The organism is Algibacter lectus (assembly GCF_004368925.1).
GTDB classification, from domain to species: Bacteria; Bacteroidota; Bacteroidia; order Flavobacteriales; family Flavobacteriaceae; genus Algibacter; species Algibacter lectus.
This window is the reverse complement of record NZ_SORL01000007.1, coordinates 1042952-1059542: the sequence shown is the minus strand read 5'-3', so window position 1 is coordinate 1059542 and position 16591 is coordinate 1042952. Positions and strand designations below refer to the sequence as shown.

Genomic DNA, 16591 nt, shown 5'->3' with positions numbered 1-16591 from the left:
ATTGGTTTTTGTGAGCATATTTTTAATGTGCTGTGCAACGATTAGCAGTGCTATCATTTTTTTTGATTCAATTTAATCTGCAGGTAGTTTATTCTTACTTAATAGACGTAAAAACATCTAAAAAAGCGATTAAGTGTTTATTTTTATAGATAAAATGATTATATTTGGCGAATTAAATCAGACTAGTTAATTTTCTTTTAACCTATTTGGGGTGAAAAAAGACGAAATCTATTAAAAAAGATACCAATGAAAAACACAACATTTGTAGTAAGTCTATTATTTGCTACACATTTAATCTATTCACAAGAAACTATTCCAGCATCAGGAGGAGAAGCCATAGGTAGTGGTGGTTCATCTAGTTATTCTGTAGGTCAATTGGTGTATACTAGCAATACTGGTAGTGGTACAATTACTCAAGGAGTACAACAAAGTGTAGAACTATTTACACTAAGTAATCCAGAAGTTACTACAGTAAATTTAACTGCTGTAACCTATCCTAATCCAACATCAGATTATGTAGTGTTGGCTATAAGCGATGCTAATCTTACAGATTTAAGCTATTCACTTTATGATTTACAAGGAAAAGAAATTACAAAAGGTCAAGCAACCCAATCTAACATGCAAATAGAAATGCAACATTTAGCAATAGGGACTTATGTACTAAAAGTAAACCAAAACAATCAAGAATTAAAAACATTTAAAATTATTAAAAAATAACTTTAACCTAATTATGAAAAAACTATACACAATTTTAGCAGCAGTTTTAATAACTGCAAGCGGTTTTGCCCAAGCCCCAGAAAAAATGAGTTACCAAGCTGTTGTAAGAGACAGTGATGATAATTTAATTGCAAACCAACCTGTAGGCATGCAAATAAGCATTTTACAAACCAGTGCAACAGGTACGGCAGTATATGTAGAAACGCAAACACCAGCAACTAATGTAAATGGTTTAGTAGCACTAGAAATAGGTGCTGGAACTGTTGTAAGTGGTGATTTTACCACGATAGATTGGTCAGCTGACACCTATTTTATAAAAACAGAAACCGACCCAACAGGGGGAAGTAGTTATAGCATAACTGGTACCAGTCAGTTATTAAGTGTGCCTTTTGCGTTATATGCAAAGACTTCAGGTAACGTACAAACTTATAATACTGATACAAACGGAACTGATTTTAATATTTCGACTAATGGAGATACCCACACGTTTAACTTGCCAAGTGCAAGTGAATCGGCACGTGGTGTTGTTAGCACCTCAAATCAAACAATGGCTGGAGACAAAACATTCACTGGAACTGTGGCTGCCTCTTCTAAATTAGTTGTTGGAAATAGTACTATTACTGATGGAGCTGCTTTGGAAGTATCATCTACTACAGCGACATTCTTACCTCCTAGAATGACTACAGTACAAAGAGATGCTATTGCAAGTGTACCAGAAGGAAGTATGATTTACAATTTAACCGATAAAAAAGCCCAAGTCGCAGTTGTGACTGTAGCTTCCGATTTGGATCAATCTACTTGGGGTGCATCTACAGGGGGTGGTTTAATTTCATCTGGTGAATCTTTGGGGCAGACTTTTATTGCAACCTCTTCGGCTACAGTTACTCAAATAGGATTCTATGGGACATATGGTACGTGGGCTACTGGAACTATATCATGTAAAGTATATGATAGTGTTGGTGGAAACTTGCTAGCGACATCACCTGATACAAGTACAATAAAGGAAAATAATACACACTTATTTACGTTCTCTGGACTTTCTTTAACTGCTGGACAAAGCTATTATGTTGATTTTGAAATAATTTATAGTGGAGGATATTTATATTCTTATGGTGGAACTAATTATGATGGTGGAGATGCTTATATTAATGGTGTCGTAGATCCTGCACTCGATTTACCTTTTAAAATTTTCCATCCTGCTTATTCATTAGATTGGGAGAATTTACATTAATCAATACTAGTAATCTTATGACTTTGATAGTGTCAAACATTTTAAATAAACAATGAGTTTTCAAGAAGTTTAGATAAGAATAATAAATACAAGTTTTTAGAAAGGGTTATCACTTTTAATGATAACCCTTTCTTAGTTTTGAATAATTTGCCAGTTGTTAAATTGCTACTTCTCTTTATTGTTTTAGAGCTGCTGCTGCGTTCAGGAATTAATGGTAACCTGTTTGTGTATGTTTAGTTGCGCGGTTAATCAACTAATTTACCAACCATTCGAATAGATTATCAACGGTTTGGTGTGCCTACCCTTATGTATATGGTTTGTTCAGTGTTGTAGGTGCCTAATTTCGCGAATGTAAACCGAATAGAAAATAGATAGGATTTTCGTAAGTAGTTACACAAGTCATTAATTATATGCGGTATTACTCCTTTATAACTCTTGTTATAAACTCTCTTTCATTTGATATAAATTTTAATAGATAAATACCATTTGGTAATTCAGTTAAATCAATTGATGATTTTGGTTCAATCATTTTAATAAAACGACCTGTTATATCATATAGAATAATATTATTTAAGTTTTTAATTTTCGTGTTTATTATGCCACTAGTTGGGTTAGGATAAGCAATACCTTGGAATATAGGTGAATTATTATCTGTAGAAAGCGTACTGTCAAACTCATAAGCTCCTATATCATAATTTATTCCTTTAGGTCTTGTATTTCCATTTATATCATACGTAACTATTGTACTTACAAGGTTGGTACCTGTATCAATAGCTTGAGAATCTGTTGCCAAATTAAAATCATTTAATGTTGGGTCAACAAATATAGAATTCATGGAGCTAGCCAATAGAGAGTTTGTGTCAAGCCCTAATGCTTGCCATGCGGCTAAACTAATAGTCGAACCGTCTCCTTTATTACTCATTTTATCGTTCAATATATTGTTATCGCTTGTAAACATGGCAGTATTATTTATAGCAATACAGCCTCTCCAAGCGTGTTGATTAATAATGATGTTATTATAGATTTCTGTATTAATATTAGCTCCGTTTTGAAGTAGTATTCCCCATCTACCATCGGAAGGAACAATAATGGTATTATTATATATTTTGGCTCCATTAGTTACAATGGCTCCATCTTGTTGGAAAAGTGAAATTCCTTGTGAGGAATGATTATTATATATAAGGTTATTATAAACTGTAGGATTTTGCAGTCCATCCATATTTATTCCAGCAGCTCCATTGTTATCATGAATGTTGTTACCGTAGATTAAGGCATCACTAATTATTCCATCTCCTCCTGCAGATGAATCTCCGTTTAAATGGATTCCAACATTATTATTACCATAGCACTCATTATATCTAATTATAGGTCTGTCTGAACTATTAGATACATAAATTCCGTGTTCATCGATTGAGTTAGTGCAAACATTGTATTCAATTAGAATATCATCTGTAAATGCTGTAAAAATTCCTCGTTCTGCATTATTGTCGCAAGCACAATTTCTAACAATAGAATTATTAGAAACAACCACTCGTATTCCATTACCATTTCCTAGCATATCGTTAACAATAAAGCTATCGATTATTATATAGTTAGCATTCTCAATGTTAATACCATCGTTTCTTATTGCACCACTTTGATTAATTAATACACTATTTCCAGTTCCCATAAAAATTATAGGATTTGCTGCTGTGCCATTTACATTTCTTAAGTCAAAACCTACGTAAATTCCATTTTCTACAAAAACGGTATCTCCTGCAATAACAAGATTCGCAGCATGTTGAATGGTTAAGAAAGCATCATTTTGGCTTAATCCTGTATTTGAGTTTAGTCCAGAATTTGAGACATAGTAATTAGTAGCTTTCAAGTTGTAACTTGATGTTATTATTAAAAGGAAAAGGAAAGAGAGTTTAGGTAAATTCATTTTGTTGGGGTTTTATAGTATAAAGGTAAATGTAATCTTATTTGGTTGTACAATTTAATTGCATTTTTTGCGGCTTTTTTTGCGTGATTTGCGTTAATAAAAGTTTGATCGAGAAATAATACACCAATTAATCAATGGTTCGAATAGATTGTTAATAATTATAAATCCGCTAAAATTAGATATTATTGCAGTGATTTTATATTTCTCAACTCAATATCAATAAATTCAAATTTATACTACTTAATGTTTAATTGATTACTAATTGTTTTATTTAGGTTGATTTCTATTACAGATTATTCAAAAATATAAGTCAAAACATATTATTTAGAATTTTCAATTTTTGAAAAATCGCCTTTAAATCGCTTTTTTTGTCAACCCCATAAAAAAACGCCTCAATTTTTTCGTAATACAAAAAAAGGGGTAGTGCTTTTTATGTTTTTCACTCCTTTCGTTTTATTCAAGTTTATTAACTTCTGATCTCAACTTTTTATAAAATAAAACTATGAAATCAACCGAATTTAGTAGAAGAGATTTGTTAAAAAAAGGAGGACTTTCTTTATTTACTTTAGCATTAATGCCTAATGATATTTGGAGTGCTAATGTTACAGAGGCTCAAAAAAGTAACAGTCCTTTTTTATATAATTATAAGAATACTTTTAATGAATTTACTCCACCTATACTAAATGAAGTTGAAGATTCATTAGTGATTTTAAGAGCTAATGAAAATCCTTATGGTCCGCCTCCAGAAGCAGCTAAGGCATTTCAGGATGAAGTATTCAAAGGAAATAGATATGCATGGAAAACCTTAAAGGAGCTTGAAGCTAAAATAGTAAAGAATGAAGGCGTAACGCCAGATCAGATTTTAATGGGTCCTGGTTCTTCAGATTTGTTAGAAAAAGTGGGTATGGTATTTTTTAGTGAAGGAGGTAATGTGGTCAGTGCCGATCCAAGTTATATGTCGCTTATTGTAGTTGCAAAGTCGGTAGGAGGCGAGTGGAAGTCTTATAAATTATTAGAAGATTCTCAACACGATTTAGATGCTATGGAAGCAGGAGTAGATGAGGATACAAAACTGGTTTATATCTGTAATCCAAACAATCCAACGGGTTCAATTACCGATGCAAATAAATTAAAAGAATTTTGCCGAAGAGTCTCAAAAAAAGTACCTGTTTTTGTTGATGAAGCTTATATCGAGCTTTCCAAAAATGGGTTAAAAGATTCTATGAATTCCTTGGTAGCAGAAGGTGAAAACGTCATTGTTGCGCGTACATTTTCTAAAATCCATGGTATGGCTGGTTTACGTATTGGTTATGTAATAGGTAAAAAAGAAACTTTAGAACGAATTAGTGAAATTACTCGTGGCGGAATGGGCATTACAGGGCCAACAATTGCTGCAGCTTCAACAAGTCTAGATAATGATGCATTTTTAATAGATTGTAAAGCAAAAATTACGGAAGCTAGAGATTATACCATGACGTATTTAAAATCTAATAACTTCTCTTGTTTGCCTTCTGAAACTAACTTCATCATTTTTGAAATCCCAATGGATGGCGAAAAATTCTTAGAAAAAATTTATGGTAAAAATGTTGCTGTAAGAGCCTTTAAGTTTTGGGATAAAAACTGGTGTAGAGTAAGTATTGGCACTCTAGATGAAATGAAAGCTTTTACTAATGCTATTAGCGAAATCTTTGCCTAATAGATGGAGAATGTTTTAGATAAACCTATTTCGTTTCTTCTTTTTGTAGTTATAGGGCTGTTGTTAAGAAAGAAAATATCGGCAGGCGATGAAACCAATGGATTGAAAAGTTTAATTCTTTCCATAGTTTTACCTGCAACTATATTTATAGCCCTATTAAAAATAAAAATTGATAGTAACCTTATTCTTTTTCCAGCATTAGCACTTGGTCTAAATTTATTATTATTGGCCATATCTCCTTTGTTACTGCTTATTATTGGAATAGATGAAAACTCACCATCTGGCAGAAGTGCTAAACTTTTAATTCCTTCTTTGGCTCCAGGACTATCTTGTTTTCCTTTTATTTTAGAATTTCTAGGAGATGGCGCTTTAGCAAATGCAGCCATGGCCGATTTAGGAAACAAATTCTTTGTTCTATTTCTGTTATATTTATTGGCTGTAAAGTGGCATTATAAAAAAGCAGATACACAAAAAATGCCTTTAAAATCGAGGTTAAAATCACTTTTACTCACTTTACTTTACGAGCCTGTTAACCTTTTTATTTTCGCTGCACTTATATTGGTTTCATTTAATATCTCTCTAGATAGTCTTCCTAACTTTTTGGGCAGTACTTTAACTCGATTAAGTGCGATAATGACGCCGCTAGTTTTAATTTTTATTGGATTAGCTGTAAAATTGAAAAAGAAGCAATTTTTCGAAATATTTTCATTACTTATCCTTAGAGCAGCTTTTACACTTTTACTTATTTCTGCAGTTGTTTTTACTTTTAATTTAGTTGTTAAAAATGATATACTCGTGCTCATCGCCTTTTCCTTAAGCGCATGTAGTTTTTGGCCTTATGCACACATTTCTGGTATTGATTTTAAAGAAAAAAATCGTGCAGCGCATGATAAAACCTTTAATGCAAATTTTGCAATATCGATATTAGCTTTATCCTTACCCATATCAGTTTTACTGATTTTAGGAATTCTTACTGCAAATACACTGTTTGTTTCTCCATCTAACTTATTATTTTTAAGTTTAGTTTTATTTTTTATGGGGATAATTTACCCTGTTATTTTAAAGGTTAGAAAAAGTTCGTTTAATCATGATAAAGAGCAGATTTTAGAACAAAATGTAAATCAATAACTGACTAAATTAGTTGTCTTTTGCAAACGCTAACAATTCCTTTTCATGGAAGTCTAAAATCATTGAGAAGATAATATTTAAGCTCTTTTTACTTTTCTTTGTTTAAAATTTGAGTGTTTATTTCCTCTTTTACGGTTTTCCGTAAAGTTTACTTCTGCAAAAACTTTAAGTTTGATAAATTCTTATGTGATGGTAAGAAATTAGTAATTAGTTTTATTTGGAGTATTTCATCTAAAATCCTCTTTCTAAGGCGTTTTGTTAATTGCTTAATATTTAGGTTGTTATTTTTTGTTGTAAGAATGTCATCATTTTAAGTGTAAGAAAAACAATTATTTTTAAACCATAAGAGGCTATGTTTTTGATAAAGGTGCTATATTTAGAGTCTCCCTTATAATTAAAATTGATAGCATTGAAGTTTAAGTAATCAATAGAATGGTGTTCTATGGCGAAGTCAAATTATAATTTGATTTTTTTTAGAGAGCTCGTTAGTTATTTTTAGTTTTTAAATGAAAATAAATACAAATTTTAGTTTTTTAGAAAAAGGATATCCTGGGTTAATGCATTTAGCAATTTTAGCTGAACGCAATTGTTATTCAGATCCTAGCACAACTTTGGCAAAACTTAGAATTCTCACAGAAAAGCTTGCTAGTATATTAATTGACTTTGAGCAGTTAGAAGAACCTCACGATAAAAAGCAAATGAGTCGTTTGGCTGTATTAGCTAACAATTCAGATACGCCTTCCGAAATCATTTCTATTTTTCATAGTATCAGAAAATCTGGAAATAAAGCATCACATTCAGGAGAAGGCACACAAGCAGAAGCAAGATACATGTTAAGGCAAGCCTTTTATTTAACCAAATGGTTTATTGAAGTTTATGAAAACGAGGAGGTTTCTGTAGATTATGCAACACCACAAGAGTCTTGGTTTATTTTAGAAGACTCTAGAGCAGAAGAACTTGAACAAGAGTTGGAACTTCTAAAGCAAGAAGTAGATAGTTATAAGCAGAAAATAAAAGAGCAAACTCAAATTTCTGAAGAAGCAAAACAACAACGTAAAGAGCGTGCTTTTGCAAAAGTAAAAAAAACAGAAGAGACCGAAGCAGAAACACGAGACCGCATTGATAAGCAATTAAGAGATGCGGGTTGGGAATGCGATACACCAAGTTTAAATTATAAATCCAAGAAAACACTTCCTCAAAAGGGAAGACAAATGGCTATTGCCGAATGGAGGTGCGGAACTAAATGGGCAGATTACGCTTTATTTAATGGTTTAGAACTTATTGGTATTGTCGAAGCTAAAAAGCATATTAAAAATGTAATGAGTGATTTAGGGCAAGCTAAAACATATAGTGAGCTTGTAACTAATGATCATAATATTACATTTCCTAAACATATAAATAATTCAACTTACAATGTGCCTTTTATGTTTTCTACCAACGGAAGACCATATTTAGAGCAATTTAAAACAGCTTCTGGAATTTGGTTTTGGGATGGAAGAGATCAGAAAAATTTAGCAAGACCCTTACCAGATTGGTTTTCACCTAGAGATTTAATTGAAAAGTTAAATTATGATGAAAACGAAGGTATAGAAAAGCTTCAAAAAACAGATTACGACTTATTATCAGATCCAAGTGGTTTGGGATTAAGAACGTATCAAATTGATGCTATTAAGGCGGTCGAGCAAAAGATACTTACTAATATAGAAGATAGACGTGCCTTATTAGCTATGGCTACAGGTACAGGTAAAACGCGTACCATGATTGGTATGTGTTATCGTTTAATTAAGTCTGGGCGTTTTAGACGAATCTTGTTCTTAGTGGATAGACGTATGCTTGGTAAACAGGCGTCCGATGCTTTTAAGGAAGTGCATATTGAAGGTTTACAAACTTTTGCTCAAATTTATGACTTACAAGATTTAGAAGATAAAGTATCTGAATTGGATACTAAAATCCATTTTGCAACGGTACAAGGTATGGTGCAGCGTATTGCATATTCTGATGATTCACCTAGCGTAGGAGATTATGATTGTATTGTGGTTGATGAAGCGCATAGAGGTTATACGCTTGATAAGGAAATGGATGAAGAAGAAGTAATACTTCGCGACCAAATTGATTTCCAAAGTAAATACCGTATGGTATTAGATTATTTTGACGCCTACCGTATTGGTTTAACAGCGACACCAGCATTACATACAAAAGATATTTTTGGAGACCCTGTGTTTATGTATTCCTATCGTCAAGCCGTTATAGAAGGGTATTTAATAGATTTTGAGCCACCTTATGTATTTCAAACCACGTTGTCTAAAGGCGGGATAGTTTGGAAAAAAGGTGATGAAGTCAAAGTTTATGATCCTGAAGAGAATGAAATTAAAGATTTAGGAGTAACCGAAGACGAAATAAAAGTAGAAATTACAGGCTTTAATCGCAAGGTGATTACGGAAAACTTTAATCGTGTTATCTTAAATGAATTGATTTCAATTTATGGAATATTACCTGATAATAAAGGGAAAACTCTAATTTTTGCAGCAACAAATGCACATGCAGATACTATAGTAAGATTACTTTATGAAGAGTTTGCCGAATTAGGAGAAGAAGCCGATCAAGATGCTATTGTTAAGATAACAGGAAATGTTTATAATCGAGAAGATTTATTACGTAAATTTAAAAATGACCAATACCCAAGTATTGTAGTTACTGTAGATTTATTAACCACAGGAATAGATGTACCAAGTATTTCTAACTTGGTGTTTTTACGTCGCGTAAACTCACGTATTTTATACGATCAAATGATTGGCCGTGCAACCAGACGTTGTGACGAGATTGGAAAAGATGTCTTTAAGATATACGACTGCGTTGGTGTTACTGAAATTATGTCTAAAGAACAAGTCATGAAACCAGTAGCGCCTTTAGTAACAAAGTCTTTTGGTAATTTAGTAGAAGAACTTGCCATTATTGAAGATAACTATATTAAAGAAGTAAAATTAGACCGTATTATCGCCAAAATTCAGCGTAAAATATCAGGGTTTAGCGAAAAGCAAAAAGAGCAACTTGAAATACTTTCAGGTGAACCTACAGTAAGAGATTTTGCCAAAAAACTAAAAACCATAGACATTGAGCAAATAAACCAAACTATAGAAGACTATGGTCATTTATGGGAGTTTTTAGATAGGGAAAAAGGGCAATCTTCAAATTATGGTACATTATATAGCGACCATGAAGATAGCGTTGAAGACGTATCAAGAGCTTACGAGAAAAACCTGAAACCTAAAGATTATTTAGAATCTTTTACTGAATTTATAAATAACAACCGTAACGAAATTGCGGCACTAAATATAGTGTGTACAAAACCGAGTAGTTTAACAAGAGCTGAATTAAAAGAGCTACGTTTAATACTCGATACGCAAGGTTTTAATAAAAACAACTTAAATACAGCTTACAAAGAGGTTACTAATACAGAAATTGTTGCAGATATTATCGCACACATACGTACCTCTGCTTTAGGGGAGGACTTGGTGAGTCACCAAGAGCGTATCACTAATGCGGTTTCAAAACTTAAAACATCCCATAATTGGAATCAAATACAATTAAAGTGGTTGGATAAAATGGAAGCACAACTTCAAAAAGAATCCATTATTACTTTAGAAGATTTGAATAAACCGCCTTTTAGTGTGGATGGCGGATTAAAACGCTTAGATAAAGTCTTTAAAAATGAAACAGCTCAAATTATTAAGGAACTAAATGATTATCTGTACGCGTAATGGAGAGAGTATTAAAAGACGTTGAACAAGACATTACATTAGTTGGTACAGTTAATATTCATTCTTTTTTCAAAAGGAAAAACAATATTACAATACCAGATTACCAAAGACCTTATGTGTGGGATAAAGAAAAAATAGACCAATTATTTAGTGATTTAAAAAGTCATTTTTTCACTGATAATATTTTTCAAGATAACACAGATAGTTATTATTTAGGTTCTGTTCTATTTTATAAAAAAGATAATGAATATCAAATAATAGATGGACAACAAAGAATAACTACTTTAGTTTTAATGCTAAAAGCATTTGGTGTTCCTGGTTATTCAGAAGACATGTTTAATTTAAATTATAAGTCTAATATTTCACATAAAAATATTAAGAAAAACTACGACTATTTAGTTTCTTATAATGGTTTCATAAAGAATTTTTTTGAGGATATTTTAAAGAAATTAGTTTTTACAATTATTATAACACCTTCAGAAGATGAAGCATTTACTTTTTTCGATAGCCAAAATAATCGCGGTGTACCTTTAAGTGCTATTGATTTTTTAAAATCGTACCATTTAAGAGAATTGAAATATAGTGAAGATCTTCAAGCTGTTTTTGCAAGGAAATGGGATTCAAATAACAAAGGGAAGTTTCTAGAGTATTTGTTTGATAATTATTTATGGAGAAATAGAAATTGGAAAGGAAAATGGCTAGAATATGAGTCAAAAACAGCTATTTTAAATACGTTTCAGAAAAACAGTAAAAAAAGTTATGTAAAAGAGGTTAAATTGTACCCAAATGCCTTTAATACACTCGCTTCAAACTTAGTTTTCGATGAGTTAAAAGGTGTAAATTTACAAACCAATTCTTTGTGGTTAAATACAAAGGAAAAAGACTATCCATTTACATTAAGACAACCCATACAAAAAGGGATTGGCTTTTTCTTATATGCAGAAAAATATACCGCATTGTATAACCATTTGTTTGTAGAAAGAGCAGATAATGAATTTATTGATTTTTACGAAACAATTTACTCCAGTATCAATAATTATCTTAAAGGTTTTTTTAAACTCTGTTCTATTTCTTTTTATGACCAATTTAAAGGAGAAAAACTATATGACTTTGCTTTGTATTTAGATTACTTTTTAGGAAGTATCCGTTTAGGACAAAAAGCTATTGTTGCTCAAACCATAATAAAAATATTAAGAGATCAATCACAAAATTTATTAGATGTAATTGATATGAGTTATGAGCCACAAGAAGTGTTTGATTTTTTAATTAGTATTACAGATAATAATTTATATCAGAATAATGCTAATGAAAATTTCTCAGGTGTAAGAGGTAATTATTACAATTCAGTAAAGTGGTATTACAAAAAAGAAACAGAAACCATGTTAAATAAAAAAGACTGGATAAATGATAGACTTATTAGAAAATAACGAGCAACTTATTGATATTAAGTCTGAAGAAATAACTTTAAGCAAAGTAGTTTCTAATAATTTAAGGTTTAATATTCCTTTGTATCAAAGGCTATATGTTTGGGGAGAGGAACAAATAAATACGTTATTAGGAGATATTAAAAATGCATTTTTAACAGACCCCACTAAACCTTTTTTCTTAGGTGGTATTGTTGTTATAAAAAACAACAAAAAGCAATTTGATTTAATAGACGGGCAACAAAGGTTTACTACATTGTGGTTAATAAGTAAGTTTTTAAACCGCGGTGGTTTAGAGCGATTTACTTATACTAATGGGGATAGCACTGCAAACGATAAATCTAACAATTTTGATTGCCGTTTACATTTTTCTGTAAGAGATTTTGCAAATAAGTATTTTTCTAAACACAATTTTATACTGACTAATTCTGAAAATGAGGAATTAAAAGCTATTTCTTCAGCTGAAAAAACAATCGAAACCTATTTTAACAACGATAGTAAAGAAGTAGAGAATATAAATTTAGATAAATTATCAGAATATATTTTTAAAAACATTCGCTTGATTGCTACAGAAATGCCTGTAAATACTGATGAAAACAAAGTGTTTGAGGCAATGAATAATAGAGGTGTACAATTACAGCAACACGAAATTTTAAAGTCTAGATTACTTCATCGATTACAGCACTATCCTGATAGAGAGAAATATGCAATGATTTGGGATGCATGCTCTGTTATGGATGAATATGTAGAAAAAAGTTTAAAAGACACGGCTAATTTTACATGGGGAGAATTGTTTCCGGATAAGGTTACAGAGAATGAAGATAAGTATGAAGAAGTACCAATTGATATTTTACCTAAATTAAAAGCATTTGAAGAAAAGGAAGATTCTATAAATCTTTTAAAGATTATTAGTGATGATAAATTTCTAGAAGCCAATGATAATTCTAAGGAAGATAAAACCCAATATAGCTCAGAACAGGTAAGAAGCATAATTACTTTTCCGATGCTTTTGCTGCATACCTTGCGTATTTTTCAATTTAAAAAGTTTAAAAATTTAAAGCCTGAAGAAAGCTCCGAGGTAAAAGAAAAAAATCTGATAAAAATATTTGAAGATGCTTTTAAAAACGAAACTCTAAACAATGAAAATGAAGTTGCTAATTTTTTTAAACTATTATGGCAGGTTAGAGTTCGTTTTGATAAATATGTTATAAAATGGGTTACCAATCCAGATAGCAATCACGAAGAAACGCATTTGATTAAAAAATTATATAAATCAAAATATAAAGAAACAATTTCTGTAAGGCGAGTAAGTCCAGATACTAACGAAAAATTTGCTTTATTACAAAGTATGCTTTACCACTCGCAAGAATTAATTACTCAGTATTGGTTAACGCCATTTTTAAATAAAATGTTAGAAGATCATGTAGATGAAACGATACTTTTTAAGTATTTAAAGCAGCTTGATAACGACATGTTTTGTAATGAAAGAACTGTAAAACTAAAAGAATTAAGTTTTAGTATGTTAACTAAAGATGAAACAGAGATGAGTGGTAACGTAGATTTTGTTACTGCTGTTTTAAATTTAAAAAATGGGACAAAGTTTGCTAGTTATTGGTTTTACAAACTCGATTTTATTTTATGGATGAACCGAAAAGAGTTTATTGCATATAAAACAGAAGAGTTAAAGAAACTCTGGGAAAACTATAGAATGACTGCCAAAAATTCGGTAGAACATATTTGCCCTCAAACACAAAACTCACATGATTATGACTTGGTCTATAACGTTTCCGATTCGGAAGAAGTGAAAAAACATAAGCTTGATGATTTTGGGAATTTAGTACTGTTAACCTCTAGTATGAACTCGGAGTATAGTAACAAGATGTATGCAGTAAAAAGAACAGAATTTATAAAGAAAAAAAGATTAGATTCGCTTAAATCAGATATAATCTTTGAAAAAAATAATTGGAATTATCAAAATATGGACGATCATAGAGTAATGATGATTGAACAATTTTCCAACTACCTTAACAATTAGAAAACATATAAATGGCATTATCCACACAAGAAATAGTAAATAAACTTTGGAATCTCTGTAACGTATTACGCGACGATGGTATCACATATCACCAATACCTTAACGAGTTAACCTTTATTCTGTTCCTTAAAATGGCAGAAGAAACAGACTATAACGACAAGTTACCAGAAGGCTACCGTTGGGAAGACCTAAAACATAAAGAAGGCATAGAACTGTCTACATTTTACAGAGAGTTGTTGTTGCATTTAGGAACCAAAACAACAGGTAAAATCCAGAAAATATACAACAACGCACAAACCAGTATTCAAGAACCTGCCAACCTACGTAAAATTATAAAGCACATCGATGAGCTCGATTGGTTTGAAGCCAAAGACGAAGGTTTAGGTGAAATGTACGAAGGCTTGTTAGAAAAAAATGCGAGCGAGAAAAAATCGGGAGCAGGTCAATACTTTACACCAAGACCATTAATTAATGTGATGGTACGTTTAATGGATCCTAAAGTGGGCGAACGTTTAAACGACCCTGCATGTGGAACCTATGGGTTTATGATTGCCGCACACCATTACATTTTAAAGCATAACGATCTTTATAACCTTACCGAAGCGCAAAACAACCACTTACAAACCGAGCAATATTCAGGTTGCGAGTTGGTAGGCGATACACACCGTTTAGCAATGATGAATTCCTTTTTACACGGTATGGGCGGAAACATTGCACTAGGCGATTCTTTAAGTAGTTATGGTGAAAGCATTAAAAACAAAGATTTAGTATTAGCAAACCCACCATTTGGAACCAAAAAAGGAGGCGACCGACCTACAAGAACCGATTTAGTATACCCAACAAGTAACAAGCAATTAAACTTTTTGCAAGGTATTTACCGTAGTTTACATACCAGAGGTGGCGCACGTGCTGCCGTAGTATTACCAGATAATGTACTGTTTGAAGATGGCGACGGACAAAACGTACGTAAAGACCTCATGGAAAAATGTAACCTACACACCATTTTGCGTTTACCAACAGGTATTTTTTATGCAGCAGGTGTAAAAACCAATGTGCTCTTTTTTGAACGAGGTACCACAGACAAAGCCAACACCAAAGACGTATGGTTTTACGATATGCGTACCAACATGCCCAACTTTGGAAAACGCACACCATTTACCGAAAGCTATTTTACAGACTTCGAGAAAGCCTATACCGCCACAGACCGAAACAAAATAAAAGACGAACGTTTTAGCTGTATTTCGAGGGAAGACATTGCCAAAAAGAACGACTCGCTCGATTTAGGCTTAATTGCCGACGATAGCATTACCAAAGCCGAAGACATTGGTGAACCTATAGACATTGCCAAAGCCGCCTTAACCGAATTAACCAGCATTACCACGGAGTTGAATGCCATAATTAAAGCGCTGAACTAGATGGAGAAGACATTGCCAAAGAATTGGGTAAATGCTAAGTTAAAAGATTTATCAACTATTCAAAGTGGAGGAACACCTTCAAGAAGTAAAAAGCAGTATTGGTCTGGCGACATTCCTTGGGTTAAAATTTCTGATTTAAAAGAGTGGTATGTCAATTCTACAACTGAATTTATTACTGAAGAAGGATTAAATAATTCGTCAACTAAGATTTTTCCTAAAGGAACAATTCTTTTTACAATTTTCGCAACTATAGGTAAAGTAGGTGTTTTAGATATTGAAGCTTGTACAAATCAAGCTATTGCAGGAATTACACCAGTTGAAAGCATTGAGCATAAATTTTTAACTTATTCACTGATTGAATTAGCTGAAATATTAAAAAATGAAGGAAAAGGTGTTGCTCAGAAAAATATCAATTTAACTATTTTAAAGGATCTGAACATCCCTCTTCCACCACTAGCAGAACAACAACGCATTGTTGCCAAGTTAGACGCCTTATTTGGGCATCTAGAGCAAATCAAAAATCGATTAGATTCATTAAATAAAATTGGTGGCAAGTACTTAAACAGTTGTATTGTTAATTCATCCGAGAATAAGTTTTATCCACGAAAGAAAATTGGAGAATTTTTGGAGGAGGGAACTTCTCGTATTGGAAATGACTGGGAAGGACTTAGATTAATTGGTGTTTCTGCAAAAGAAGGAATAACAGATTTAAGAATTGGCCAGAAGAAATCTTTTGAAAAATATAAAATAGTCCAACCAGGTGATTTTATTTACAATACAATGAGAGTTAATATTGGTTCGATAGCAATATATGAAGGTGACAAAATAGCTTTAACTAGTCCAGATTATGTTGTTTTTAGAGTTAAAGAATATTTATCGGCACAATTATTATTCAGGTTTTTAAAATCTGAACAAGGGTTATTAGAAATAGGATCTAATACTAAAGGTAGCGTTAGAGCTAGGTTGTATTTCTCTGCTTTATCGGAAATAAGAATGCCTATTGCGCCAGAACCAATTCAGCTTTCTGCGCAAAAATTTTTAAAAGAGTTTGATACTACCTTAAAGAGTTTGAATAGCCTAAAAAGGAAGCAACTAGATAAACTTCCACAAGCTATTTTAGCCAAAGCCTTTAAAGGCGAGTTGGTGGAGCAGTTAGATGCAGATGGTAGTGCTGAGGTTTTGTTGGAGGAGATAGAGAGTTTGAAGGCAGAGTTGAAACCTGTTAAGAAAACGGTTAAAAGGAAGAAGAAATAAATATTGAAT

The 16591-nt window shown here is 32.1% G+C and carries 10 protein-coding genes; 9 read left to right on the top strand and 1 reads right to left on the bottom strand.

What is annotated here, in order from left to right:
* The first annotated feature begins 246 nt into the window (after window positions 1–246).
* Window positions 247–717, top strand: a complete 471-nt coding sequence (locus tag DFQ06_RS05215) for a T9SS type A sorting domain-containing protein (protein WP_133966460.1) — start codon at window positions 247–249, stop codon at window positions 715–717.
* 13 nt (window positions 718–730) lie between these two features.
* A complete protein-coding gene (locus tag DFQ06_RS19535) occupies window positions 731–1948 on the top strand; it encodes a hypothetical protein (protein WP_231961799.1) in 1218 nt (405 codons plus the stop codon).
* A 418-nt stretch (window positions 1949–2366) separates the two neighbouring features.
* On the opposite strand, the gene DFQ06_RS05205 is transcribed toward DFQ06_RS19535, so the two are convergent.
* Window positions 2367–3872, bottom strand: coding sequence for a right-handed parallel beta-helix repeat-containing protein (locus DFQ06_RS05205; RefSeq protein ID WP_133966458.1), 1506 nt, complete (start codon window positions 3870–3872; stop codon window positions 2367–2369).
* A gap of 502 nt (window positions 3873–4374) precedes the next feature.
* On the opposite strand from DFQ06_RS05205, the gene DFQ06_RS05200 reads away from it, so the two are divergent.
* The 7 genes from DFQ06_RS05200 (at window position 4375) to DFQ06_RS05170 (ending at window position 16582) form a co-directional block, all read left to right on the top strand.
* Window positions 4375–5568 carry a pyridoxal phosphate-dependent aminotransferase gene (locus DFQ06_RS05200; protein WP_133966456.1) on the top strand — a complete coding sequence of 398 codons (1194 nt, stop codon included), beginning with the start codon at window positions 4375–4377 and terminating at the stop codon, window positions 5566–5568.
* Window positions 5569–5571: 3 nt separating this feature from the next.
* A complete protein-coding gene (locus DFQ06_RS05195; RefSeq protein WP_133966454.1) occupies window positions 5572–6696 on the top strand; it encodes an AEC family transporter in 1125 nt (374 codons plus the stop codon).
* Window positions 6697–7202: 506 nt separating this feature from the next.
* On the top strand, window positions 7203–10454 hold the full coding sequence (hsdR, locus tag DFQ06_RS05190; protein ID WP_133966452.1) for a type I restriction-modification system endonuclease: 3252 nt from the start codon (window positions 7203–7205) through the stop codon (window positions 10452–10454).
* On the top strand, window positions 10454–11881 hold the full coding sequence (locus DFQ06_RS05185) for a DUF262 domain-containing protein (protein WP_133966450.1): 1428 nt from the start codon (window positions 10454–10456) through the stop codon (window positions 11879–11881). The genes hsdR and DFQ06_RS05185 overlap by 1 nt, the downstream gene beginning before the upstream one ends.
* A complete protein-coding gene (locus DFQ06_RS05180; protein ID WP_133966448.1) occupies window positions 11859–13913 on the top strand; it encodes a DUF262 domain-containing protein in 2055 nt (684 codons plus the stop codon). Before DFQ06_RS05185 ends, DFQ06_RS05180 begins: the two co-directional genes overlap by 23 nt.
* 11 nt (window positions 13914–13924) lie before the next feature.
* Window positions 13925–15328 (top strand): class I SAM-dependent DNA methyltransferase, encoded by a 1404-nt coding sequence (locus DFQ06_RS05175; RefSeq protein ID WP_133966446.1) that lies wholly within the window; start codon window positions 13925–13927, stop codon window positions 15326–15328.
* Window positions 15329–16582, top strand: coding sequence for a restriction endonuclease subunit S (locus DFQ06_RS05170; RefSeq protein ID WP_133966444.1), 1254 nt, complete (start codon window positions 15329–15331; stop codon window positions 16580–16582).
* Window positions 16583–16591 lie beyond the last annotated feature (9 nt).

Coding starts and splice junctions, on each gene's coding strand:
- hsdR (WP_133966452.1), top strand. CDS start 7,203: ATGAAAATAAATACAAATTTTAGTTTTTTAGAAAAAGGATATCCTGGG.
- DFQ06_RS19535 (WP_231961799.1), top strand. CDS start 731: ATGAAAAAACTATACACAATTTTAGCAGCAGTTTTAATAACTGCAAGC.
- DFQ06_RS05200 (WP_133966456.1), top strand. CDS start 4,375: ATGAAATCAACCGAATTTAGTAGAAGAGATTTGTTAAAAAAAGGAGGA.
- DFQ06_RS05170 (WP_133966444.1), top strand. CDS start 15,329: ATGGAGAAGACATTGCCAAAGAATTGGGTAAATGCTAAGTTAAAAGAT.
- DFQ06_RS05185 (WP_133966450.1), top strand. CDS start 10,454: ATGGAGAGAGTATTAAAAGACGTTGAACAAGACATTACATTAGTTGGT.
- DFQ06_RS05180 (WP_133966448.1), top strand. CDS start 11,859: ATGATAGACTTATTAGAAAATAACGAGCAACTTATTGATATTAAGTCT.
- DFQ06_RS05215 (WP_133966460.1), top strand. CDS start 247: ATGAAAAACACAACATTTGTAGTAAGTCTATTATTTGCTACACATTTA.
- DFQ06_RS05175 (WP_133966446.1), top strand. CDS start 13,925: ATGGCATTATCCACACAAGAAATAGTAAATAAACTTTGGAATCTCTGT.
- DFQ06_RS05205 (WP_133966458.1), bottom strand. CDS start 3,872: ATGAATTTACCTAAACTCTCTTTCCTTTTCCTTTTAATAATAACATCA.
- DFQ06_RS05195 (WP_133966454.1), top strand. CDS start 5,572: ATGGAGAATGTTTTAGATAAACCTATTTCGTTTCTTCTTTTTGTAGTT.